The 21,962-nt window shown below is 55.8% G+C and carries 17 protein-coding genes and 1 tRNA gene; 10 read left to right on the top strand and 8 right to left on the bottom strand.

Translation table 11 applies throughout. The features are described from left to right. The first annotated feature begins 1 nt into the window (after position 1). A complete protein-coding gene (locus JSS95_15475) occupies positions 2 to 583 on the top strand; it encodes a porin family protein (protein ID MBS1801212.1) in 582 nt (193 codons plus the stop codon). 12 nt (positions 584 to 595) lie between these two features. Here JSS95_15475 and hemG read toward each other — a convergent pair whose 3' ends face one another. The 5 genes from hemG to purS form a co-directional block, all read right to left on the bottom strand. Continuing rightward, positions 596 to 2,011, bottom strand: coding sequence for a protoporphyrinogen oxidase (hemG, locus tag JSS95_15470; GenBank protein ID MBS1801211.1), 1,416 nt, complete (start codon positions 2,009 to 2,011; stop codon positions 596 to 598). Further along, the gene (locus JSS95_15465; GenBank protein MBS1801210.1) at positions 2,008 to 3,021 is read right to left on the bottom strand and encodes a ferrochelatase; all 1,014 of its coding nucleotides are present in this window, start codon (positions 3,019 to 3,021) and stop codon (positions 2,008 to 2,010) included. Before JSS95_15465 ends, hemG begins: the two co-directional genes overlap by 4 nt. Next, complete coding sequence (gene hemE / locus JSS95_15460) at positions 3,018 to 4,067, bottom strand: uroporphyrinogen decarboxylase (GenBank protein MBS1801209.1); 1,050 nt, start codon at positions 4,065 to 4,067, stop codon at positions 3,018 to 3,020. The genes JSS95_15465 and hemE overlap by 4 nt, the downstream gene beginning before the upstream one ends. Positions 4,068 to 4,186: 119 nt before the next feature. Continuing rightward, positions 4,187 to 4,819, bottom strand: a complete 633-nt coding sequence (locus JSS95_15455; GenBank protein MBS1801208.1) for a hypothetical protein — start codon at positions 4,817 to 4,819, stop codon at positions 4,187 to 4,189. Between the two features lie 183 nt (positions 4,820 to 5,002). Further along, positions 5,003 to 5,248, bottom strand: a complete 246-nt coding sequence (gene purS / locus JSS95_15450) for a phosphoribosylformylglycinamidine synthase subunit PurS (GenBank protein ID MBS1801207.1) — start codon at positions 5,246 to 5,248, stop codon at positions 5,003 to 5,005. Positions 5,249 to 5,383: 135 nt separating this feature from the next. Between purS and JSS95_15445 the strand changes: the two genes are divergently transcribed. The 9 genes from JSS95_15445 (at position 5,384) to JSS95_15405 (ending at position 18,316) form a co-directional block, all read left to right on the top strand. Further along, positions 5,384 to 5,941 carry an inorganic diphosphatase gene (locus JSS95_15445; GenBank protein ID MBS1801206.1) on the top strand — a complete coding sequence of 186 codons (558 nt, stop codon included), beginning with the start codon at positions 5,384 to 5,386 and terminating at the stop codon, positions 5,939 to 5,941. A gap of 134 nt (positions 5,942 to 6,075) precedes the next feature. After that, positions 6,076 to 6,168 (top strand) — tRNA-Ser (locus tag JSS95_15440). Positions 6,169 to 6,423: 255 nt separating this feature from the next. Next, positions 6,424 to 7,323, top strand: coding sequence for a dihydrodipicolinate synthase family protein (locus JSS95_15435; GenBank protein ID MBS1801205.1), 900 nt, complete (start codon positions 6,424 to 6,426; stop codon positions 7,321 to 7,323). Then, positions 7,320 to 8,906, top strand: a complete 1,587-nt coding sequence (locus JSS95_15430) for a fucose isomerase (GenBank protein MBS1801204.1) — start codon at positions 7,320 to 7,322, stop codon at positions 8,904 to 8,906. Before JSS95_15435 ends, JSS95_15430 begins: the two co-directional genes overlap by 4 nt. A gap of 39 nt (positions 8,907 to 8,945) precedes the next feature. Next, positions 8,946 to 10,184, top strand: coding sequence for an MFS transporter (locus JSS95_15425; protein ID MBS1801203.1), 1,239 nt, complete (start codon positions 8,946 to 8,948; stop codon positions 10,182 to 10,184). A 421-nt stretch (positions 10,185 to 10,605) separates the two neighbouring features. After that, positions 10,606 to 13,869: a TonB-dependent receptor gene (locus tag JSS95_15420; GenBank protein ID MBS1801202.1), complete on the top strand. Its 3,264-nt coding sequence runs from the start codon at positions 10,606 to 10,608 to the stop codon at positions 13,867 to 13,869. Between the two features lie 104 nt (positions 13,870 to 13,973). After that, positions 13,974 to 16,475, top strand: a complete 2,502-nt coding sequence (locus JSS95_15415) for a hypothetical protein (protein ID MBS1801201.1) — start codon at positions 13,974 to 13,976, stop codon at positions 16,473 to 16,475. A gap of 96 nt (positions 16,476 to 16,571) precedes the next feature. Next, the gene (locus JSS95_15410) at positions 16,572 to 17,309 is read left to right on the top strand and encodes an aldolase (GenBank protein MBS1801200.1); all 738 of its coding nucleotides are present in this window, start codon (positions 16,572 to 16,574) and stop codon (positions 17,307 to 17,309) included. A 53-nt stretch (positions 17,310 to 17,362) separates the two neighbouring features. After that, a complete protein-coding gene (locus JSS95_15405) occupies positions 17,363 to 18,316 on the top strand; it encodes a D-2-hydroxyacid dehydrogenase (protein MBS1801199.1) in 954 nt (317 codons plus the stop codon). A 21-nt stretch (positions 18,317 to 18,337) separates the two neighbouring features. On the opposite strand, the gene JSS95_15400 is transcribed toward JSS95_15405, so the two are convergent. The 3 genes from JSS95_15400 to JSS95_15390 are packed head-to-tail and all read right to left on the bottom strand — an operon-like array spanning position 18,338 to position 21,955. Continuing rightward, complete coding sequence (locus JSS95_15400) at positions 18,338 to 19,690, bottom strand: 6-phospho-beta-glucosidase (GenBank protein ID MBS1801198.1); 1,353 nt, start codon at positions 19,688 to 19,690, stop codon at positions 18,338 to 18,340. Then, positions 19,680 to 20,606: a carbohydrate kinase family protein gene (locus JSS95_15395; protein MBS1801197.1), complete on the bottom strand. Its 927-nt coding sequence runs from the start codon at positions 20,604 to 20,606 to the stop codon at positions 19,680 to 19,682. Before JSS95_15395 ends, JSS95_15400 begins: the two co-directional genes overlap by 11 nt. After that, positions 20,603 to 21,955 (bottom strand): APC family permease, encoded by a 1,353-nt coding sequence (locus JSS95_15390; protein ID MBS1801196.1) that lies wholly within the window; start codon positions 21,953 to 21,955, stop codon positions 20,603 to 20,605. Before JSS95_15390 ends, JSS95_15395 begins: the two co-directional genes overlap by 4 nt. Positions 21,956 to 21,962 lie beyond the last annotated feature (7 nt).

Genomic DNA, 21,962 nt, shown 5'->3' with positions numbered 1-21,962 from the left:
GATGCATCTTCGTCAAACCGTTTTGCTGATCGCTTTGCTCGCGCTACCGTGGGCCCTCCATGGCCAGGCGATGCCTGCCAGTTATGGCACCGACGACGTCCAGAGATTTGAGGTCGGAGGGAACTACAACTTCTTCCGCGCCAACGCGCCTCCGGGGCAATGCGGCTGCTTCAACATGAACGGCGGCAGCGGGACCTTCCTGATGAACATCACGCCAGCCTGGAGCGTGCTCGCCGATATCGCTGTCGCCCATGCCAGCCACGTCAACAACACCAGCCAGAACATCATGATCATCAACTATCTGTTTGGGCCACGGTATACCTACCGCAACCATACGCGGTGGATCCCTTACGGTGAGGTGATGCTTGGTGGTGCAAAAGAGGACGTCAACTTTCGGTTCGACATCAATCGCCAATCGTTCGGAGTGATGGGGGGAGGCGGTGTCAGTACGAAGATCAAGCCAAAGTGGGGCATCAACATCATCGAGGTCGACTACGTCTACACGCGGATACCGAACGCGACAAATAACACGCAGAACAATCTCCGCATTGCAACCGGAGTGACGTACCACTTCGGAGGATAGCTTCCGGCGAAGCTACTGAATTGTGTGCGCTAGTTGTTGTTGTGCGGCTGCGCGAGCATCCCGGATCAGGTCGGGCAGCCCAACACCGCGATATCCGTTGCCCAGAAGCCACAGATCTCCCAGCTTGTCGATTCGTGCACTGAGGTCCGCCATGCGTTCCAGATGGCCTACGCCATATTGCGGAAGCGATAGCGGCAGCCGTCGCACGACAGTGACACGCGGCTCAGGCAGCGGACCGAGGATATGCGCAAGCTCCATTCTCGCAACGGCAGCAACTTCATCGTTTCCGCAGCACATCAAGCGTTCGGCAGCTCTTCCGCCAAAGAAGGCTCGCAGCAATCTTCCGCCTGCGGGAACACGGCCAGGAAACTTCTGATCCATGAATGTGCACGCCATCAGAAGACTGTTCGCGTTGGAATCCGGTGGCACGAGAAAGCCGAAACCAGGAGGAAGCTTGATGTGGGCAGCTTGATCGAAGCCAAAGCCCGCAACAACGGCTGAGCTGGCCTCCATCTGCATAAGCTCCGCTGCGCGCGCATCGACTGGCGTCAGCAGTTGCGCTGCAATATGGGCCGGCGTTGCCAGCAGGACCGCATCGAAGCGTTCGCGCTCCTCCGGTCCATGGCCCGACGATGCGCTCACCCACCAACTATCCTGATCGCGTTCAAGCTGAGCCACTCTTGCGCCAAGCTGAACCCACCCCTGCGGAATCGTGGCCACCATTCTGTCGATCAACGTTCCCAGCCCATTTCGGAGCGTAGTAAAGATCGCAGCTTGTTTCTGAGATGATTCTTTTAGGTGCAACGCCGCGATCAAGCTGCCATGCTCCCGTTCCATCGCGACAAACGGCGCCATCACCGCGCGGACACTCAGCCTGGTGACATCGCCACCGAACACGCCACTCAACAGCGGCGCGCCGATCTTCGTCAGTACCTCTTCACCGAAGTGGCGCTTCACGAACTCGGCTACGCTCTCGTCATGCGTAGGGGCAGCAGCTTTCAGCGCGTCTGCCCTTGCCATCTCATTGCGATATGCCTGCTTTGCCTCGGCGCTGAACAATTCAGAGGCATCGAGTGCCGCCAGGTTGCCGGGAACCATCATGCGCATCCCATCCGGCATAGCCTTGAGGACACCGTCGATCAGGACATAGGTCTTTCGCCCTTCATCGTTCGAGTGGATAAGCTCGTCGGCCATTCCCAGCTCTACGGCCAACTCGCGTGCCCACGGCTTCTCGCTGACCCAGCCATCCGGGCCGCCTTCAATGACAAACCCGCCTTCGCGTACAGTCTCCACGATGCCGCCAAGCCGTGAGGTGGCTTCATAGAGCGTTACGTCAATATTTTTGTGGTCATGACACGTAAGTCGAGCGAGCTCACAGGCAGCCGTAACTCCAGCCACGCCTCCGCCTATGATCGCTACTCGTCTCACACAGCCCTCACAGCCTGGGAATCGTCGAGCAGTGCGATATCAGCCTCGAAAGCAATATCGGCCAGTGCACGAACCAGTATGGGAGAGTCGTTCAAACTCTCCGCTCGCCACAGCTTGAGTCCGAGCTCTGCGGCGAGCTCACGAAAGGCGATATCGATGTCGTATAGGATCTCGACGTGATCGCAGAGAAATCCAACCGGTTGTATAACAACGCCAACATGCCCTTCTTTTTTCAAAGCGGTCAGGGTCTCTTCAACCGTTGGTCCTATCCATGGACCGCCGCTTACGCCCTGGCTCTGGAAGGCGAAGTACCAATCGCCTTCGTTCAGGCCAACAACACCAAGTCGCTCGGCAACCATGGCCGCAGTGCGCTTGGCCTCTACCGGGTATGGATCGGGCGTATTTTGCATCGGAGTACCCGGACGCGCGCCAGCAATCGACGCCTCGCCGGTCATGATCGTCCGGCAGGGAACACTGTGGGCAGTGAACAGTACGGGAACCCGTTGTCCCGATTCGGCGCAGGCCTCCGCCCAGACAGGCCATAGCTTCTCGGCGAATGCCTGCGCCAGCAGCGGGTGCTCCGCCCAGCCGGCAACAAACTCCACCTCCATGCCGGCCGCCGCTGTCATCAATGCGCGGCGGTACAGCCCAACGCTGGTTCGCGAGTTCTGCGGCGCAAGACAAATCGCGCGAATGTGCGTGACGCCGTCGGCCCGCATAGTCTCCACAACATCGGCGATATAGGGATGCCAGTTACGCATGGCCACATAGACGGGAGTATCGCCAAGGGTCTCTTGCAGCAGGTTTCCTTGAGCGAGCGACCACTTCGTCAGCGGTGGAGGCTCCGCTCCTGGGATGTCCGCCAGTCCAATCTGTGCATATCGATGCTTCAGCTCTTCGACGACGGAATCGGGCAATGCACGGCCGCCTGTCACCTTGCCAAGGTACTCGGCCATCTCGCCCAGAACATTCGGCGTCCCGTGTGCCAGCAGAAGCACAGCCTTGCTCATCGCGCGGTGAACTCCTTCACCCACTGCACTGTCTTAATAACATTCTCTACCGGAGTGCCAGGAACGATGCCGTGGCCCAGGTTGAAGATGTGCCCGGGTCTTCCCGCCGCCGCCTCGATCACCTCGCGCACGCGCGCACGCAGCACGTCTTCAGGAGCGAACAAGGCAATTGGGTCGAGATTGCCTTGCACCGCGCACCCTTCGCCGATAGCCTTCCATCCTTCGTTCAAAGGAATACGCCAATCGAGGCCAATGACGTCCGCCCCTGTCTTGCGCATCGCCGGTAGAAGCGATGCCGTATCGACGCCAAAGTAAATTACCGGTACGCCGAGGGCCTGGATTCTCTTCACAAGCTCCGTCGATGGTCCCAGGCAGTACTCGCGGTAATCCGTCACGCTGAGTGCTCCAGCCCAGCTATCGAATATCTGTATCACGTCCGCGCCGGCCTCGACCTGCTGCGCTGCATACCCCACCAGGACCTCAACCAGCTTTTCCATCAGCAATGGCCAGGCAAGGCTGTCACCGTACATCATGCGCTTGGTTTCAACGTAGTTGCGAGAGGACCCGCCTTCGATCATGTAGCTCGCCAGGGTAAATGGGGCGCCGCAGAATCCGATGATGCCAAGCTGATCGTCGTCAGCCCGCGGAGAAGAGAAGTGTCGTGCCACCCGGTCTATTGCTTCGGCGACGTAAGCCAGTTCTCCCACGCGATCAGTTCGAAGAGCTCGTACTTGCTCAAGAGTGCGCACGGGCGAATGAACAACCGGACCCTCGCCAGCGAGAAACTCGAAGTCAACACCCATTGGGGTAAAGGGCAGCAAAAGATCGGCAAAGATGATGGCGGCGTCGACCCCCAACCGCTCAGCAGCCGTAATCGTAACTTCAGACGCAATCTCAGGCGTTCTGCATATCTCCAGCAAAGAATGATGCTTCCGGACTGCCATATACTCCGGCATGTATCGCCCGGCCTGGCGGAGCAGCCATACAGGAGTTCTGTCCACAGGCTGCCGCAGGCAGGCCCGCACAAACCGGCTCGTGCTCGTCATATGCTTATTCGTTGCTTCCATGGAAGCACTTGCAGTTGGTGCTTTGCTTAAAAGGTTTGCCATTGCTCTCCCTTTTGAGCCTAGCACCAAGCTATATCGATGCTTCCTATCTGGGCCGTTTATCGGCTAAAAGGGCGAGGTGAAATCCGGTAGACCACACCCAGGCTCCAACCATTCGGAGTGAGGTGAAGTGGCGTACCCGGGTTCTTATCCAGATACCATTTCTCGTACTGATAGTCGCCGCGAAAGGCAAACTTAGAGGTTAAATCGTAGTCGAGGCCACCGCCAAAGGCATATACGACCGTTCCGTCCGAGAGATAGGGCTTGCCATCTGGAAGAATCGGAGGGTTTTTCAAATGGAAGTTGATTGAGCCGGCACTCACAAGAAAGTCGGCGTAAGGATGATATTTACCGAATTGTTTTTCCAATCGGATCCCCCCGCCAATCGTTTTTTCGTCCACTGTGGTGCCGTTGGCAATTTTGGCACGAAACTCGACCGCCGGATTAAGCCACCAGCGCGTATAGCGCAGATAGCTTGCCCCAAATGTCAGGCCACTATTGCTTGTTGGTCCATAATCTGGAGTGAGCCGGGAATAGAGCGCGAAAACTGAAAGGTCGCCAGTCTTCTGAGCGGTTGGAAGAGCCTGTCCATAAGCAATTCGCTGGGTAGTGGTAAAAAGAGCTACCAGCATTGCAGCATTCAGGATTCTCTTTGAAGACAATGAGACCCTCAATGCGACCGCTATCTGCATCTTGCTGAACCCCCAAAAATCCGTTGCGTCAGTTGAATTTCTGGAGACACAACGCCACAGGAGAAAGCCTCTACTCAGCTATCCGGAAACTCCCGTGCTGGAAGATTTAGATGCGAACTACACCGCTTCGTTTGCTCTGAAAGTACGCAAAAAAATGCACTGCGATCATCAAGCTGGTTATTTTCAGTCTTCTAAGCGAAAGCTGTAGTCCTCGATCACGGGATTCGTTAACACCTCTCGAGCGATTCGAGCAATTTCAGCCTCGGCATCGACGGCCTTCAGACCATCGTTCAAGGTCAGAACAAAGTATTTTCCCTGTCGCACATCGGCGACACCTTGGTACTGCATCCGGCGCAGAGCATCCGCAATCGTCTGCCCCTGGGCATCCAATACCGTTCGTTTCAGCGTGACATAGACATGGGCCTTCATCTTGTTTGATTATAGACATGGTGCCGTTTCTATTCCTGAGACACCAGTCTGAAATAGTCGCAGCGGCCCTCTTTCAGGGCAATCAACAGGGCACTGCAAGTTATTTTTTGAAACGAGACATTTTTTTCTACCCTTATGCCGAACTATCTTGAGCTTCCTGTGGGCCCAGAATCGCCCGAAGTGATCAACGCCGTTATCGAAATTCCTCTTGAGGGAATCAATAAATACGAGTACGACAAGGAACTCCACGTCTTCCGCCTCGACCGCAACCTCTACTCCCCTGTCCATTACCCCGGCGACTACGGCTTTATCCCTTCTACACTGGGCGACGATGGCGATCCGCTCGACGTGCTGGTGCTGGTCGATACTCCGAGCTTTCCCGGCTGCGTGATGGAGGTTCGTCCGATCGGCCTGCTCGAGATGCGCGATCAGGGCTTGGGAGACGAAAAGGTGCTAGCAGTCGGCAAAGGCAATCCCCGCTACAAAGACGTCTGGAACTTCTCCGAGATCTATCCGCACATCCTTAAAGAGATGACCCACTTTTTCTCGATTTACAAGGACCTCGAGGGCAAGCGGGTCGAAGTGAAGGGGTGGCGGGATGCTTCGTTTGCTCGTGCCAAGGTCCTTGAGGCGCAGCAGCGCTATATCGATAACCAGGTAGAGAGCGGCTTGAAGGCTGCGCCAGTCAGGTAAACCATGCAATCCGGCGTGCGGGTCGTGGCAGGCCGGATTCATCCCTGAGCTTCAACGTCTGGAAAACCGATATTCAGCACGGAATTTCAGGGCTCACGTTATAATCACGCTATACCCGTTCTCACATTGGGTTCGGAGAGTTGGCCGAGTGGCTGAAGGCGGCGGTTTGCTAAACCGTTATAGGGTCAAAAGCTCTATCGGGGGTTCGAATCCCCCACTCTCCGCCAGAAATCCCGGTAACGTCCAATCAACGATATAAATCACCCGCTATCTAAGCGGGTTTCTTGTTTTTGGGATATCTAAAGACAAGCGGCCTTTAATTGTCGACATATGGGACACAGATTTGATACGGTTGAACCAATGATGTCTGATTGCGCCTGAATGCCGAATCTCGAACCGGAACCAGGGATCGGTAAAAAGATAAAAGTTTGTAAGCAGAGTTCCGCTAATGACGGCGAGCATCTTTTGGGAAGGTCTATCGAATGACGGGATATGTTGGCGTCTTTGCAGCACTTTTAGCGCCGCGTAATGCAGCGGGCAAGCTGGATACTGTAGATCTGCGAAGACAGATTGAATCGCTTTCAGTCGATACGGTATCTGGTTATGCCATCAATGGAGCGACGGGTGAGTTTCCATTCTCGACTCCGGAGGAGTTGGCGGAGTCGCTCAGCATCGCACGAAAGATAGCTCCCTCCAAAAGACTTCTGGTTGGCATTGGCGCGGGCGATGTGCGCGGTGCCGTTCTACGAGGAAAGATTGCAGCCGATAGCGGCGCAGACGGTGTGTTGCTGTCAATGCCAAGCTTTTTCCCTTATCGGCAGGACGACCTTCGCTCGTTTTCACTTGCAGTTGCGGATCAACTCAGCGTGCCGGTGCTTCTCTATAATCTTCCGCAGTTCACATCTGGCCTTGAAGTTGAAACGACCATGGATCTTCTCCAATCCCACGACAACATTGTTGGAGTGAAGGATAGTAGCGGCTCCCTGGATACAGTACGCGCTATCACTGAGTCCAAGCTCAATGCGACGCGAATCATTGGAAACGACGGTGTGTTATGCGAGGCGTTGGCGCTGGGTTTATGCGATGCTGTCGTTTCGGGAGTGGCATGCACGCTACCCGAATTGATGACGAAGATATTTCATGGCACACCCGGCAGCGAGGAGTTTGTCCGCAACCGCTCGCTGTTGGATGAATTCATTGGGCATATTTCACATCTGCCCACGCCATGGGGATTGAAGGTCACCAGCGAGGTGCGAGGCTTTGCCAGGGCGAGTTATCCTTTTCCCTTATCAGCCGGCCGGCGATCAGAGGTAGAAGAATTGCAGACATGGTTTCGCTCATGGATGAATCAGGCAATAAACAGTCAGGCAGGTGCAAGATGAAGCAGGTATATCTCGTTACAAGCGGCGATCTTCGGCAGAGCGCCAATGAAGTTTGCTGGCCCGCGCAGTATGAGCTGGAAGCCGCTTTGACGAAGGCGTTCGCGGACAACGGTTGTGAGCTCATTCGCGCCTTCCCCTATGATTCCGGAAAGAGGCACGGCTTTATCTTCAGCCAGCGCATGGGAATGGACGTCTTCGCAAACATACCGGCGGATGCGCCGCTGGTCTTTGCTACGGCCGCATGGCAATACACGCACCATGTGCTGCCGGGGATGCGTTCGCACCGCGGTCCCATGCTGACGGTGGCCAACTGGTCTGGCAAATGGCCAGGCCTGGTTGGCCTGTTGAACCTGAATGGCTCCTTAATTAAAGCTGGCGTAAGCTTCTCGACGCTGTGGAGCGAAAACTTTACAGATGCCTTCGCCCTCAATGGCCTGCGTGAATGGATCGGTACGGGAAGGATCAATCACGATCTGTCGCATGTGACTTCGTTTGACAGAAAAGCGGCGGCGAATGATGCACGCGAGTTGGGCGAAAAGCTTGCAACGGAGTTATTGCGAAAGAAGATTATTCTTGGCGTCTTCGATGAAGGCTGCATGGGGATGTATAACGCCATCATCGACGATGAGCTATTGAATCGCTCGGGCTTCTTCAAGGAGAGGCTGAGCCAATCGGCGCTGTATGCGCGAATGCGCACGATCAGCGATGCGAGCGCTCACGCGGTGCGTTCCTGGCTGGATAAGAAGGGGTTGCATTTCAATACCGGTAAAGACGAGGCGATTGAGCTGACGGATGCTCAAATCCTTGAGCAGTGCCGTATGTATATTGCGGCACTGCAAATTGCGGATGAGTTTGGTTGCGACAGTATCGGGATTCAATATCAGCAGGGGTTGAAAGACCTTGTACCCGCATCCGATCTGGTCGAGGGTCTGTTGAACAATCCAGACCGCCCTCCGGTGAAGACTGCTGACGGACGCGAACTCTATGCTGGCAATGCTCTGCCCCACTTCAACGAAGTTGACGAGTGCGCCGGCGTCGATGCGGTCATTACGAACCACTGCTGGCAGGCGCTTGGGCTTGATCCTTCCACTACACTGCACGATGTGCGATGGGGCAAGGACTATAACGGCAACTTCGTCTGGCTGTGGCAGATCTCGGGCGCCGCACCGGCGAGCCACTTTGTTGATGGATACGCAGGTTCAGAGAGCGATCGCCAGCCGGCGATGTATTTCCCGCTTGGAGGAGGCACTCTCAAAGGCATTGGCAGGCCGGGCGACATCGTATGGAGCCGCGTCTTTGTGGAGGGTGGGACTCTGCATATGGATATTGGGCTTGCGAAGGTGGTCACGTTGCCCACTGAAGAGACGGAAGCCCGATGGAGTGAGGTCACGAAGGAGTGGCCGATGGTGAGCGTTGTTACAGAAGGCGTGGACCGGAATGGATTTATGGCGCGCCACCGTGCCAACCATGTCAGCATCGCCTATGCCGGGAGCCGCGAAGAGGCGCTAAAGGCGCTTACTGTCAAAGCAAGCATGGGTGTGGCCCTGGGGATCTCGGTTCACTGTTGCGGAATAAAACTGTAGATCGAAGGTGAAAGAGTGGCAGTCACGGTGAGCCGAAGCATAGCGAACCCTCGCACAAAATGGATAACGATTGGCCTGCTGTGGTTTGTCTTTCTGTTCAACTATGCAGACCGCCAGGCCATCTTCTCCTTATTCCCTCTGATCAAAACGGAGATGCAGCTTACGGATGTCCAACTGGGCATCCTGGGCTCGTGCTTCATGTGGATGTATGCGCTCTGCGGGCCGTTTACCGGGTGGATCACGGACAGGCTGTCGCGAAAATGGCTCATACTCGGAAGCCTGATCTTCTGGTCTGCCGTGACGGCGGCAACAGCGATCGCGCATTCGTATTCGGAGATGGTCTGGTGCCGGGCGCTCGGCGGATTGGGCGAAGCCTTCTATTTTCCCGCTGCCATGGCGATGATCAGCGATTATCACGGTCCGGCGACGCGGTCGCGCGCGATGTCTCTGCATCAGACGGCGGTATATGCGGGCAGCATCATGGGTGGTTCGGTGTCAGCACTGGTGGGGCAACATAGCGGGTGGCGTGCCAGCTTTGTTGCCTTTGGCGGGTGCGGCATCGTTCTCGGCCTTGTCTTGATGTTTTTACTGAAAGAGCCGGTGAGAGGGCAGTCAGAACTACAGACGAGTGGGCCCGTATCGAAGAAAAAAACTTCGATCGCTTTGAAAGAGATTCTCGGGAACCGAGTTGTTCTGGCGCTCATTGCGGTTTTTATGGGAGCCAATTTTGTGGCTGTCGTCTTTCTCACATGGCTGCCGACATTTCTCTATCAGAAGTTCCACATGAGCCTTTCCATGGCGGGATTGAATGCCAGCTTGTATCTGCAGGCAGCGTCTCTGCTCGGTGTTCTGTGTGGCGGCTATCTCGCTGATCGCTTTTCGAGGAAACGAGGCGGCGGCAGGCAACTGGCACAGTTTATCGGGCTGCTGATGGGAGCGCCGTTTTTATTTTTGACAGGGTGGACCCTCTCCGTACCCGTACTTGTGCTGGCAATGATCGGCTTCGGGTACTTCAAAGGGCTGTACGATGCCAACATCATTGCTGGTCTCTATGACGTGGTGGCAATAGAAAATCGAGGGACTGCGGCTGGCATCGCGAACTCTCTGGGGTGGCTCGGAGGAGGACTGGCTCCGGTGATCATCGCGGTGGGTGCGGCAAAGTTCGGCATGAGCGCATGTATCAGCGCGACGGCCGCGATCTATCTTGTCATTGCCATAGCAACATTGCTTGTCGCGAAACATCTCGAGCGAGCGCGGCGCACAGGTGCAGTGAGCTGAAAATCGGTCCTTCAGAGGCTGCTTTATTCGTCGCATGTCGACAATTCACCGATGCTTTGCCGATCCGCATTTTCAAATAAGGAATATCTTCAGTTGCGAAGCTCGTTGCCTGCGTCTATTGACGGGTTTCGTCGCCAACTCGGGATTCCCTGCGCCTGCAAATTTACAGGTATAGCCCTAGAGAATGTCATTAAGTGTTTATATGTAGACAATTGGTATTCATCGCAACTATAGTTGCGCACGTAACAAAATTCCGATTCTTGCTGCAGGTGCGGTGTTTGAGGAAGCGCCTGCCAGACGAACAAAGGCGTCTATGATGATGAACTCACGAAATCGCAGAAAAAAATGGAAAGAGGCTACAGTGTGGGGCATTGGCCTTAGAAGATTTCTAAGTGCGGTAGCCGTGATGGCCGTTCTGTCGATGTGTACGTCCCCGGCGGTCTCGCAAGTCAACTCAACCGGTACGATATCCGGTCGTGTAGTTGACTCGCAGGGCAACGTGGTGAGTGGCGCCACGGTGAGCATTGTCGAGCAGCAGACAAATGTCGAGACGAAGCTGACGACCAATGGCTCGGGATTCTATTCCGCCGGTTTTCTAAAGCCTGGCAGCTATTCGGTGAAGGTCAGCGCCCCGGGCTTTGAAAGCGTGCTGAGCAGCGGTCTGACCCTACAGACCGGGCAGGTTTTGGGGCAGGATATTTCGCTGAAGGTTGGCCAGGTAAGCGAAACAGTTAACGTGAGTACAGGCGCTCCTCTGCTCAATACAGAGTCTGGTGAGCTGGGCAACGTGATCTCGCATGAGCCTGTGGTGCAGCTACCTTTGAATGGCCGCAACTTCTCGCAGCTTGCTTTGCTGGTGCCGGGCGTGAATTCGGGATCGGTAGGAGGTGTGCGCGCAAGCGGCGGCGGCAACGAGACACAGCGTGCAGGCACATCGATGACGGCGAATGGCGCGCGTGGAAGCTTTAACCTTTACATGATCAACGGTATCCAGGACGTGGACCAGTCCGTCGGAACAGCCAAGGTGTTTCCCAACCTGGAAGACATTCAGGAGTTCAAGGTGCAGGTCGGTAATTCCGATGCGCAGTTTGCCTCGGGTGGAGCTGTAGTCAATGTAGTGACGCGGTCCGGATCCAATTCGTTTCATGGATCGGTTTTTGAGTTTATCCGTAACTCTGCGCTGGATGCGCGTGGATACTTCGATTCGGCGAAGCCGCCGTTTCAGCAAAATCAGTTCGGCGCATCGGTAGGAGGGCCGATAAAGAAGGACAAGCTGTTCTTCTTTACTGACTACCAGGGGTTGATTACGCATACCGCGCCTACTGCCATTACGAGCGTTCCCACCGCCGCGATGCGTGCGGGAAACTTTCAGGGATTTGCCAATATCTACGACCCCGCGACGTACAACGCGACGACCAAGACGCGCACACCATTTGCAAACAACCAGATAGATCCTTCGCGCTTCGATCCAGTCGCTGTGAATCTGCTGCAGGCCCTGCCTTCGCCGAACCTTCCGGGCAATGCAAACAACTTCCGCTATAACAATCTGCAAGTCAATGTTCAGCATCAGTACGATGTACGACTGGATTACGTTGTGTCCGCTAAGGACAGCGTCTTCTTTCAGTACACGAACGGGCGTGCTGACGTTAGTTATCCAAAGACGCCGGTAAAGATTGGGAACGCGTTCAATCCCCTGGCATTTGCTGGGGCTAACCGCAACAATCATGCTCCCAGCTTGCAGGCAACGTTGCAGGAGACGCACATGTTCTCGTCTTCGCTGGTGAACGAGTTCGCGCTGGGCTATACACGATTTGTGCTTCGCGTCTCCCCGCTCGATATGGGGTACAACACGTCGCAGGCCCTCGGTCTGCAGGGCGCAAACACCGCGTCGAACACGGACGGGACCGGCCTGTCTTCGCTGAGCATCTCAGGCTTCAGCGGATACAGCGCCAGCTTCCAGCCTGAGATCGTTCCTCAGAACTCGATTCAGCTTTCGGACAACGTGCTGTTCAACTATGGCTCGCATGCCTTCCGCTTCGGGTTTAGCGGAGTGCACAATAACTTCGGCTTCAACCAATTGCAGGCCCCATCGGGCGCATTGACCTTCTCGGGAACTTATAGCAATACGACGATCACTGATCCTATTACCAACAAAACGACTACTGTTGGCGGCTCGGGTTTCGCCGACTTCCTTCTGGGTATTCCAGTGAGCGCATCCAAGTCCCTCCTGCCGCAGGGTATGCCTTACGTCAGCTACACCGACGTGGGAGCGTACGCGCAGGACACATGGCGCCTGACGCCGCGCCTGACCGCGGTACTTGGCGTGCGCTATGACCTCTTCACCTCGCCCATAGACCGCAAGGACCGCATCTCCAACTTTGTCCCCGCTGGCGGGACCATCTCTGCCGTGGCGGGCAGTACGGGAACGATTGCTCTTGCGAATCAGGGCGGTTACAGCCGGGCGATTATCCAGACGCGCAAGATGAACTTTACGCCCCGCGTCAGCCTCGCCTACAAGCTGGGAAGCAAGACGGTGGTTCGCAGCGCCTTCGGCTCGTACTTCTTCAACGAGCAGGGAACAGGCTCTTCGGCGCGGCTTTTTCTCAACTATCCGTTTGCGCAGACCTTCACGACAGCGTGCTCGTCGTCCACCCCCTGCCTTAACACCTCGACCGGCATTCCGCTTGCTCCGTCGGCCAGCAATGTCCCTGTCGCCGTCTACTTCCCGCTGTCCAATCACACGCCGTATGTGAACCAGTGGAACCTTACTATTGAGAATCAGGTAACGAACTCGCTCGTTGTGCGTGGCTCTTATGTGGGATCAAAGGGAACGCATCTTGGCATTGCGCTCAATGAGAACGTGCCGATCCCCGGGGCGGGTAATGTGCAGGCGAACTCTCCCTATCCTGCCTACTCCACCATCCAGTCATGGGAGAATCGGGGCGTTTCGAGCTACAACGCGCTCCAGCTCTCGGCGGAGCAACGCGCGTGGCACGGCTTGCAGTACCTTGCCGCCTATACGTGGAGCCGCAGTCTCGATGAAGGATCGGGCGGCAACTCGTCATCGAGCGAATCGCGCGTCAATATCCAGAACCCGCGAAACCTCTCAGCCGACTACGGACTTTCGGACTTCGACCACCGCCATCGCTTTACCTTCAGTCCCGTATATGAACTCCCTTTCGGCCGCGGACGCCAATATGGGGCTAATGTCAACTCACTGTTGGATGGTGTTATTGGTGGATGGGACCTGACTGGGATCGTCACGTTGCAAAGCGGAGCTCCATTCTCAGTTTCCATGTCGTCAAATGCGTCGTTGAACACAAACACGTTCCTGCGCCCAGACCGTGTGTGCAATGGCAATAAGCCAGCCGGATCTCGAACGCTTGCGGCTTATTACGATACGAGCTGCTTTAAGAATCCCGCGCAGTATCAGTTTGGCAATACCGGCCGCAATATCCTGATAGGCCCCAGCTATCAGACGATCGATGCCGGCCTGCATAAGGACTTCCACATCAAGGAAGCTCTGGGTATGCAGTTCAGGGCGGAGTTCTTCAATCTCTTCAACACGGCAAACTTCGGCTTCCCGAGCAATAGCATTGGATCAGCGGCGGCAGGCAAAATCTCCTCCCTCGCCCTCGGTGCGACGGCACGGCAAGTGCAATTCGCCGCTCGCTTCCACTGGTAGGCGGAGACAACCGGATACCATTCTGACCGTCGTGCAGCAATCAACAGATGCTGTAATGATTCAACGGCTTCTTTTGCAAGCAGTTTGTCATGGAGAAAAGGATGATGAAGCGTAGAACGTTTTTGCGCGGGACGGCAGCGGCCGTTGCCGTCTCCGGTATAGGGCGCACAGGCCTGCTGCACGCACTCGATCAGGGGTGGACGGAGATGAACAATGTCTCCGTGGTCCTGCCCTCATCACCGGGCAAGCGCGAGCGGGTAGCAGCCGACATGCTCGTGGACGAGATCATGAAGCGCTGCGGCGTCGAGTGGACGATAGGCACCGCGGGCTCTGTGAAGATCTACCTGGGGACTCGGGCGTCGTGGCATGGCCTCGGCAGCAAAGTGGCTTCGGTTGCGGCCAAAGCCGCAAAGCTTCCTGCCGAATCGTTCGTTATCGCGAGCGGCGGCGAAGGCGGAGAGAAATGGATCGCAGTCTGCGGAAGCGACGATCGCGGATTGATCTTCGGCGCTGGCAAACTGCTTCGCATGTGCAGTCTCGAACGCCGTACTGTTGCGGCTAACTTCGCGGCATTGAATCTTACAAGTTCCCCTCACTATGCGATTCGAGGCCACCAACTCGGATACCGGCCGAAGACGAATGCGTATGATGCGTGGACGGTTGAGATGTGGGACCAGTACATTCGTGAACTGGCGATCTTCGGTACGAACACGATTGAATTGCTTCCTCCGATCTCAGACGATCTCTCCGACAGCCCGCACTTTCCGATTCCTCCTCAGAAGATGATGGTGGAGATGTCGAGAATCTGCGATAAGTATGATCTCGATGTTTCGGTATGGTACCCGGCAATGGCCAAAGACTATAGCGACCAGAAGACGGTCGAGTCGGAGATCAATGACTGGGCGCAGGTGCTGCACGATCTACCGCGCGTGAACGTCGTCTTTGTCCCCGGCGGCGATCCTGGGCATACTCAGCCGAAGTACATGCTGGCTCTGTTGGAAAAGCAGAAAGCCAATCTGCGCAAGACGCACCCCGGCTTGCAGATGTGGATGTCTCCGCAGTCGTTCAATGCGACATGGATGCAAGAGTTCCATGCTCTCGTCGGAGAGTCGCACACGCAGACGTGGCTCGATGGAATTGTTTACGGCCCACAGAACAGAAGCTCCCTTACCGAACTGAGGAAGACGCTTCCCGCGAAGTATCCGATCAGGTTGTATCCCGATATCACGCACAGCATCCAGTCGCAGTATTCGATGAACAACTGGGACATTGCACTGGCGCTCACCGAAGGGCGAGAGATCATCAATCCACGCCCTGAGGCTGAGTCTGCAATCCTGCGTTCGGAACTGAAGCAGACAGTCGGTTTCGTGAGCTACTCCGAAGGATGCAACGACGATGTCAATAAATTTGTGTGGAGCTTGCTGGGCTGGGATCCCAACGCTCCCATAGCGGCGGCGTTACGCGACTTCGGGCGCTATTTCATAGGAGCAAATGACGGTTCAGGATATGCCCAGGGTCTGCTCGATCTTGAGCAAAACTGGAACGGGTCTTTGGCAGCGAACGAGCTTGTCGACGTTGCGCTTCAGAAATTTATGAGCATCGAGCGAAATGCTTCGCCGTTCGTATTGGAAAACTGGCGCTGGCAACAGGCGATGTTCCGTGCCTGCTGCGATGCGTACGTTCGGCAGCGACTGCTGTTTGAGAGCGGAGAGTTGGCGCGCGCCAAGAGCGTTCTTGGCCGAATCGAAGATATTGGGTTCGCTTCGGTGCCGTGGGGGATTGGCTCGACGCCTGCGAGGGTGCCCGCGAATGGAATCGATCCGCAAAACCTGATCGACGAAGCAACTGTGATTCTACGCCGGTGTGCGACAACTCAGGTCGCGCCTGCACTTCGTACGCGCATCGCGGAGTTGGGCTATGCGCTGCTACAGAGCATTCATCAGCAGCTTGCCGTCGAGCGCTATGCTGGCGAGGCAGTCGATCGCGGTGCGCCGCTCGACACCATCGACCATCCGGTTACGGACGTTCCATACTTCCAGAAAAAACTGAGAATAATCTCAAAGATCGAAGACCAGGAAGAGAAGATCGGTGCGATCCGCGCGTTGCTGAACCGAACGAACCCTGGGCCTGGGGGCTTCTACGATGAGCTGGGCAATGTAGGCAATCGTCCTCATCTGGTAATAGGAGATGCAGAGGGAGACTTCGATTTTCGCCGCTCAGTACATGTAGGCACAAGCTATCCGGACCACTATGGCGCGGATGTGCCCATGGCGTGGAAACACTGGGCGGAGAGCCTGTATGAAGCTCCTCTGAAGATGCACTACACGGGGCTCGATCCGGCGGTGGAATATAGTTTGGAGGTTGTTATCTCCGGCGACTCGCGTGGCGTAAAGACGCGGCTCGTGGCTAACGATGCGATTGAGATACATCCGATGCAGTTGCGTCCCTGGCCGCCTGCTCCTCAAACCTTTGCGGTGCCCCGCGCGGCGACGTCCAAAGGTGAGCTATGGTTGACGTGGACTCGCGAGCCAGGACTGGGAGGCAACGGCCGAGGTTGCCAGGTGGCTGAGGTGATGCTGAAGCCTGTGGTGCGGAAGGGAGCTTAGCGCGTGGAAGAATATCGAGCGGATGTGCATCCGGAATCGCCAGACAACTGGAGCATCGTGCGCGAACGTCTGAAGGCAGGCGGGTATGTGATCGGCATGACGGTCACATCGAGCAATGTTGAGACGGCGGCGTATGCTGCGACGCTCGGCTTCCATTTTCTATGGGTGGAGATGGAGCACTCGCCCGTGTCGCTTGAGTCGCTGAGGGCAATGGTTCTCGCGACCAGAGGGCTCCCGGCTCCTGTGTTTGCGCGGGTTCCGTGGGCTGAACTATGGATGGCGAAACGTGTGCTCGACCAGGGCGTGCAGGGAGTCATATTCCCATTCGTCTCCACGCCTCAACGCGCAACGATTGCCGCTCAAGGATGCCACTATCCTCCATTTGGACGCAGAGGTTCGGGGGCGGGTCTCGCAGTTACGACATGGCCTGCGCCTGGGAACTACTATGACTCAGCAGATGCCAATGTGCTTGTGGTGTGTGTTATCGAAGAGGCATCCGCGATCGACGAGATTGAAGCAATTGCGGCGACTCCCGGCGTCGATGTGATCTTTATCGGTGTCAGTGATCTTTCATTTTCACTTGGATTGCGGGGAAGGCAGAATGAACCTCTGCTGGATGAAGCGATTGCTAGGATCATGGCAGCCGCGAAGCGTCATGGAAAGATATTGGGACGCCCCGCAGGAAGCGCAGAAGAAGTAAAACAGTTTCGTGCAGAAGGTTTCCAGTTCTTTCAGTCGATGACCGAGCTTGGCTTGATAAAGCTGGGCGCCAAAGCATTGTTGGAGCCGCTAGGCATCAAAGATAAGCCGCAAGAGCAGAGCACCTTTTACTGATATTCGCGTGAAATGATTGCCTGGTGGCAGCAATAATGTGGTTGGGGCACGCAATGAAGATCGTAGTGTTGGATGGATTCGTACTTAACCCAGGTGATAACACATGGGCCAGTCTCGAAAAGCTGGGTGATCTGCAGGTATTCGACCGCACAGCGGCGACAGATGTACATCAGCGCGCCAAGGATGCGGACATCCTGCTTGTCAATAAGGTTCCATTGGATGAAAAGTCGCTTGAGTCTCTGCCGAAGCTGAAATTCATATCGGTATTGGCGACCGGGTACAACATCGTTGATGTATCTGCCGCGCGAAGTCATGGAGTCGTGGTGTCCAATGTTCCCGACTACGGAACAAATACAGTTGCCCAATACACGATGGCGATGCTCCTTGAGCTTTGCCATCATGTTGGCGACCACGCCCGCGATGTAGAGAAAGGCGCATGGGCAGCATCGCCTGATTGGACATTCTGGAAGACGCCGCAAGTCGAGCTGTTCGGCAAGACAATGGGTATTGTGGGATTTGGCAGGATCGGACAGCGCGTTGCGCAACTGGCCGAGGCCTTTGGAATGCGTGTGATCTACAGCAGCCGCCGTGCGCGAGCACAAGAAGGGGTTGCAAAAGGCGATCGTACGCTTGAAGGTTTATTTGAAGAGGCAGACGTGGTTTCTCTGCATTGCGGTCTAACTGAAGAAAACAGGGGCATGGTTGATCGCAAGCTATTGCAGAGGATGAAGCGAAGTTCATTCCTGATCAACACTGCGCGAGGCGGCCTGGTGAATGAAGCCGATCTTGCCGATGTTTTGAACGAAGAGAGAATTGCAGGCGCGGCCCTGGACGTGTTGTCGGCCGAGCCGCCGTTGCCTGGAAATCCGTTGATTGGGGCGAAAAATTGTCTTGTGACGCCGCATATGGCATGGTCGGCGATTGAAGCGCGTAAACGCATCATGCAAACGACAGTTGAGAATGTCAGAGGATTTCTGAGCGGCGCGCCCCAAAATGTCGTTTCGTAGTCCAACTGCGCGCTTCGATAACTATGCCTTCCATTGCAACTGCTTAAGTAACCGCTCTGAAGGTTCCCACTCACCAATTGCGGGATAGAGCAGCATGGCCTTGCGCAGATCTCTTTGCTCTCCACTGAGAGCGGCTTTTATCGCGGCGCTCTCATAGGCTTTTACGGCTAACACAAGACCGCGCACAGCCTCTGGCAACGGGCCCACGGGTATTGGAGTGATAGTGTTGTTGCCTATACTGCAGGTCACCTCAATGATGTCGGTCGAATCGATCTCAGGAACGGCGGATCCGTTTGTAGTGTTTACGATCACGCGACGATTGACCGGGCTGCATAGCGCATTCATCACCTGAAGCGCGATGCGGTGATAGCCGCTGGCAGCGCGGAAGGGGTCCTCTTGTGGAGCTTCGCCATCGAAGGCCGATACTCCCTCACCCTCCAGCTTCATGTAGGAGCCGGATCGAAGATTGAGATAGTCAATGTATGCCTGTAGTGCGCCTGCGTCGTCGTTGTTGCTGTGCAGTTTCAGCAGCTTTTCGGCGAGGGATTCATTCATCTGTGCAATCTGTTCACCGCGTGTGCTGCCCTGTTTACGCTGGTTTTGAAGGGCCCGTGTGCGCGAATAATAAAAGAAGAGGTATTCCGTGGGGATGAGCCTGAGTGCGCGGATCAATTCGTGATCGAAGAGCGGCGCTGAGTAGAGTTGGGACAGAATGGCGTTATCGTTGAGCACCTTGTCTGTAACGTCCTGGCCCCGAAGCGAGATCTTGCGAACCCACCCAAGATGATTGAGTCCGACGTATTCGCATTCAATCTCTTCGTGCGCGGCATTCAGCGCGGCGGCGATTCGATGAAGCATCTCGGTAGGCGTGTCACAGATGCCAACCACCTTGGCGCTCGAGTTCTGAATAACCGCCTGCGTAATCAGTCCGGCGGGATTGGTAAAGTTGACGATCCAAGCCTTGGGTGCGATCCGCTCGACAGAACGTGCTTGCTCGATGGCTATAGGAATGGTGCGTTGGCCCATGGCAACGCCGCCAGGCCCTGTAGTCTCCTGACCGGGATAGCCGCAGGCGATAGAAGCGCGCTCATCATGCGCTCGTGAGCCGATCCCTCCAGCGCGGACACTATTGAGAACGAACGATGCGCCGTCGATCGCCTCCTCCGGTGTTGCGGCAACCTTAATCTTGAGAGATCCTCCGTCGCGCCGGACAACCTCTCTGCTAAGGCGCGCTGTCATCTGGGCCCGCTGGGGATCCAGGTCATAAAGTACAAACTCTTCTGCCCCAAGCTCTTTCGAAGATTCGTTGATGCCAAACGCTACCAGAGGCGTGCGAATCCCGCCTCCTCCAAGAAATGCAATCTTACGCGGCATAATGCTCCTCGAGAATGGCGTGAATCTCTTTCTTGTTGGGGAGGGCGCTTAGGGCTCCGGCAGCCCGAGTCGACATGGCTCCACAGATGCAGGCGCGTTCGAGAATCTGTTGCGGCGGTGCGTTATCAAGCAATGCATCGATAAAGCCTGCATCGAAGGCGTCGCCGGCGCCGGTTGTATCGATCACCCGAACCGAAGGCGAACTCGCTTTGTACTCGATGTTGTTACAGAGCATCGCCGCTCCCTTGCGACCCAACTTCACGACAGCCATCTTCAATCCGAGATCGCGACATCGCGACAGATACTGCTCAGGATCGCCGCTGAGCATCGCTGCCTCCTTTTCGTTCGGCATCGTGTAGTCGATTGCTCGAAGAACATCGATGCTTGCCTCATTGCGCAACCATCCCACATCATGTCCAACATCAAGCGATGTCGTAGTGCCATTCGCCGCTGCAATGGGGAGGAGTTTCTTCGCAAGCGATGCGCTCAATGGAAACGCGAGGTGAACGTGGCGGGAGTTGGCAATGTTGGATGCCAGTTTGTCATCGCGCATCAAACGATCTTCAAGCTCAGCATTCGCTCCCCGGTACGTAAAAAAAGAGCGGTCCTGCAACGTTGAAATACTGACGGTAACTCCACTGCGCGTCTTGCTGTGTGAAATACCGTCTGTATCAACGTTAAATTGTTCAAGCCGTTCTGCCATGCGTGCAAAGTCCGGCTCTCCGGCCACTCCTATAAGCTGGACTTTGCGGCCGAGGCGCGCAAGTGCGCACGCTGTAGTGATCGCGCCGCCGCCAAGTTCCCATTCGTATTGATCCGTAAAAATCTCTTCGCCTGGCGACGGCCATGTAGCGAAGCCACTGAAAACGTGGTCCTGATAAATCTCCCCGATGACTGTGACGTCGTATCTCATCATTGTGCGAAAGGCCACTCCTGTTGGTTGCGAGCGCGAAACAGAAAGACAACGACACCCAGAAGGCCGAATGTCAAAGCGATAACAATGTGACGGACCTGGCTGGTAGCCACGATGTAAGCCCAGCCCACAAGAGCGACTACAGCAGGTATCGGGTACCAAGGCATGCGAAACAGGTCGGGATTAGGACTGCGATCTTTACGCCGCAGAAGCACGACGGCAACGCATTGCCCCATAAACTGCAAGAGGGTTTGAATCACAATAAGGGCAGATATAAGTTCTGCCAGCGATACAAGACAAAGTACGGCGGATGCAACTCCCATGAAAAGAAGCGAAACCGTAGGGAAATGTTTGGTGGGGTGAAGCCGGGCAAAGGCTTTGAGAAAAGTTCCATCCTCGGCAGCAGTGTAAGGCACGCGCGAATAGCCGAGCAGAATTGCAAACGCTGAACCCCAACTGGCGATCAGTATCAAAATAGAGACAGCTTTCGCTGCCCAACCGCCGTGCACAGCCTGCATGAAGTCGGCAACAATAGCTTTGGAATGCTGCGCGCTTTGCCACGGCAGAGATCCCAGGATAGATACGTTCATGGCAAGATAAAGCGCAGCAACGACCAGGATGGAAACAATCACGGCGCGGGGGATATTCGTGCGCGGATTCCTTACTTCTCCACCCAGGAGGCAGACGTTGTTGTAGCCGCCGTAGTCGTATGTAGCGATCAGCGTAGCGGCCCCCAGTCCGGCCCAGAATGCGCGAGTTGGCCGGAAAGCGCCAGCCGGAAAGCTGAAGGCGAGGTCTGGATGAAAGTGCAGAGCGCCGCTGACAACAATCCATCCGCAGGTTGCCAGAACTGCGACCATGACGACAACTGAAAGGGCCGACACCGATCGAATCGAACGATAGAGCAAGCCGACGTTGATGATGCAGAGCAACATCGCCAGAAGCTTCATCTGCATGGAGGAGGCGGGATGCAGGACATTTGCATACTCCGCAAATCCGACTGCGCCGGATGCGATCGATAGCGGGCCGATCAACAGCGATTGCCACAGGAAAAGAAAGGCGATGACCCGGCCATATTTTTGCGGGCCAAAGGCTTCCAATAAATAGTGGTAAGGCCCTCCCGAACGTGGAAAGCGCGATCCAAGCTCTGCCCACACCATACCGTCGCACAGTGCGAGCAGCGCTCCCAGCATCCAGCCAACCATAGCCTGTGGACCGCCCATTGCAACCAATGCCAGCGGGATGGTGAGAAATGGACCAACACCCACCATATTGAGGATGTTGGTCGCGATTGCTCCCGGGAGACCAATCCCGCGTTCGAGTTGTCCGGGCTTGATGGCCGTCTGTGTCATGCGATGC

The organism is Acidobacteriota bacterium (genome assembly GCA_018268895.1).
In the GTDB taxonomy this organism is placed as follows: domain Bacteria; phylum Acidobacteriota; class Terriglobia; order Terriglobales; family Acidobacteriaceae; genus Edaphobacter.
This window is presented reverse-complemented; position numbering and strand designations above follow the sequence as displayed.

What these genes read in the sequence shown, in the direction of transcription:
- JSS95_15475 (MBS1801212.1), top strand. Translation starts at nt 2, where the DNA reads ATGCATCTTCGTCAAACCGTTTTGCTGATCGCTTTGCTCGCGCTACCG.
- JSS95_15465 (MBS1801210.1), bottom strand. Translation starts at nt 3,021, where the DNA reads ATGAGCAAGGCTGTGCTTCTGCTGGCACACGGGACGCCGAATGTTCTG.
- hemE (MBS1801209.1), bottom strand. Translation starts at nt 4,067, where the DNA reads ATGACGAGCACGAGCCGGTTTGTGCGGGCCTGCCTGCGGCAGCCTGTG.
- JSS95_15455 (MBS1801208.1), bottom strand. Translation starts at nt 4,819, where the DNA reads ATGCAGATAGCGGTCGCATTGAGGGTCTCATTGTCTTCAAAGAGAATC.
- purS (MBS1801207.1), bottom strand. Translation starts at nt 5,248, where the DNA reads ATGAAGGCCCATGTCTATGTCACGCTGAAACGAACGGTATTGGATGCC.
- JSS95_15445 (MBS1801206.1), top strand. Translation starts at nt 5,384, where the DNA reads ATGCCGAACTATCTTGAGCTTCCTGTGGGCCCAGAATCGCCCGAAGTG.
- JSS95_15435 (MBS1801205.1), top strand. Translation starts at nt 6,424, where the DNA reads ATGACGGGATATGTTGGCGTCTTTGCAGCACTTTTAGCGCCGCGTAAT.
- JSS95_15430 (MBS1801204.1), top strand. Translation starts at nt 7,320, where the DNA reads ATGAAGCAGGTATATCTCGTTACAAGCGGCGATCTTCGGCAGAGCGCC.
- JSS95_15420 (MBS1801202.1), top strand. Translation starts at nt 10,606, where the DNA reads ATGTGTACGTCCCCGGCGGTCTCGCAAGTCAACTCAACCGGTACGATA.
- JSS95_15415 (MBS1801201.1), top strand. Translation starts at nt 13,974, where the DNA reads ATGAAGCGTAGAACGTTTTTGCGCGGGACGGCAGCGGCCGTTGCCGTC.
- JSS95_15410 (MBS1801200.1), top strand. Translation starts at nt 16,572, where the DNA reads ATGACGGTCACATCGAGCAATGTTGAGACGGCGGCGTATGCTGCGACG.
- JSS95_15405 (MBS1801199.1), top strand. Translation starts at nt 17,363, where the DNA reads ATGAAGATCGTAGTGTTGGATGGATTCGTACTTAACCCAGGTGATAAC.
- JSS95_15400 (MBS1801198.1), bottom strand. Translation starts at nt 19,690, where the DNA reads ATGCCGCGTAAGATTGCATTTCTTGGAGGAGGCGGGATTCGCACGCCT.
- JSS95_15395 (MBS1801197.1), bottom strand. Translation starts at nt 20,606, where the DNA reads ATGATGAGATACGACGTCACAGTCATCGGGGAGATTTATCAGGACCAC.
- JSS95_15390 (MBS1801196.1), bottom strand. Translation starts at nt 21,955, where the DNA reads ATGACACAGACGGCCATCAAGCCCGGACAACTCGAACGCGGGATTGGT.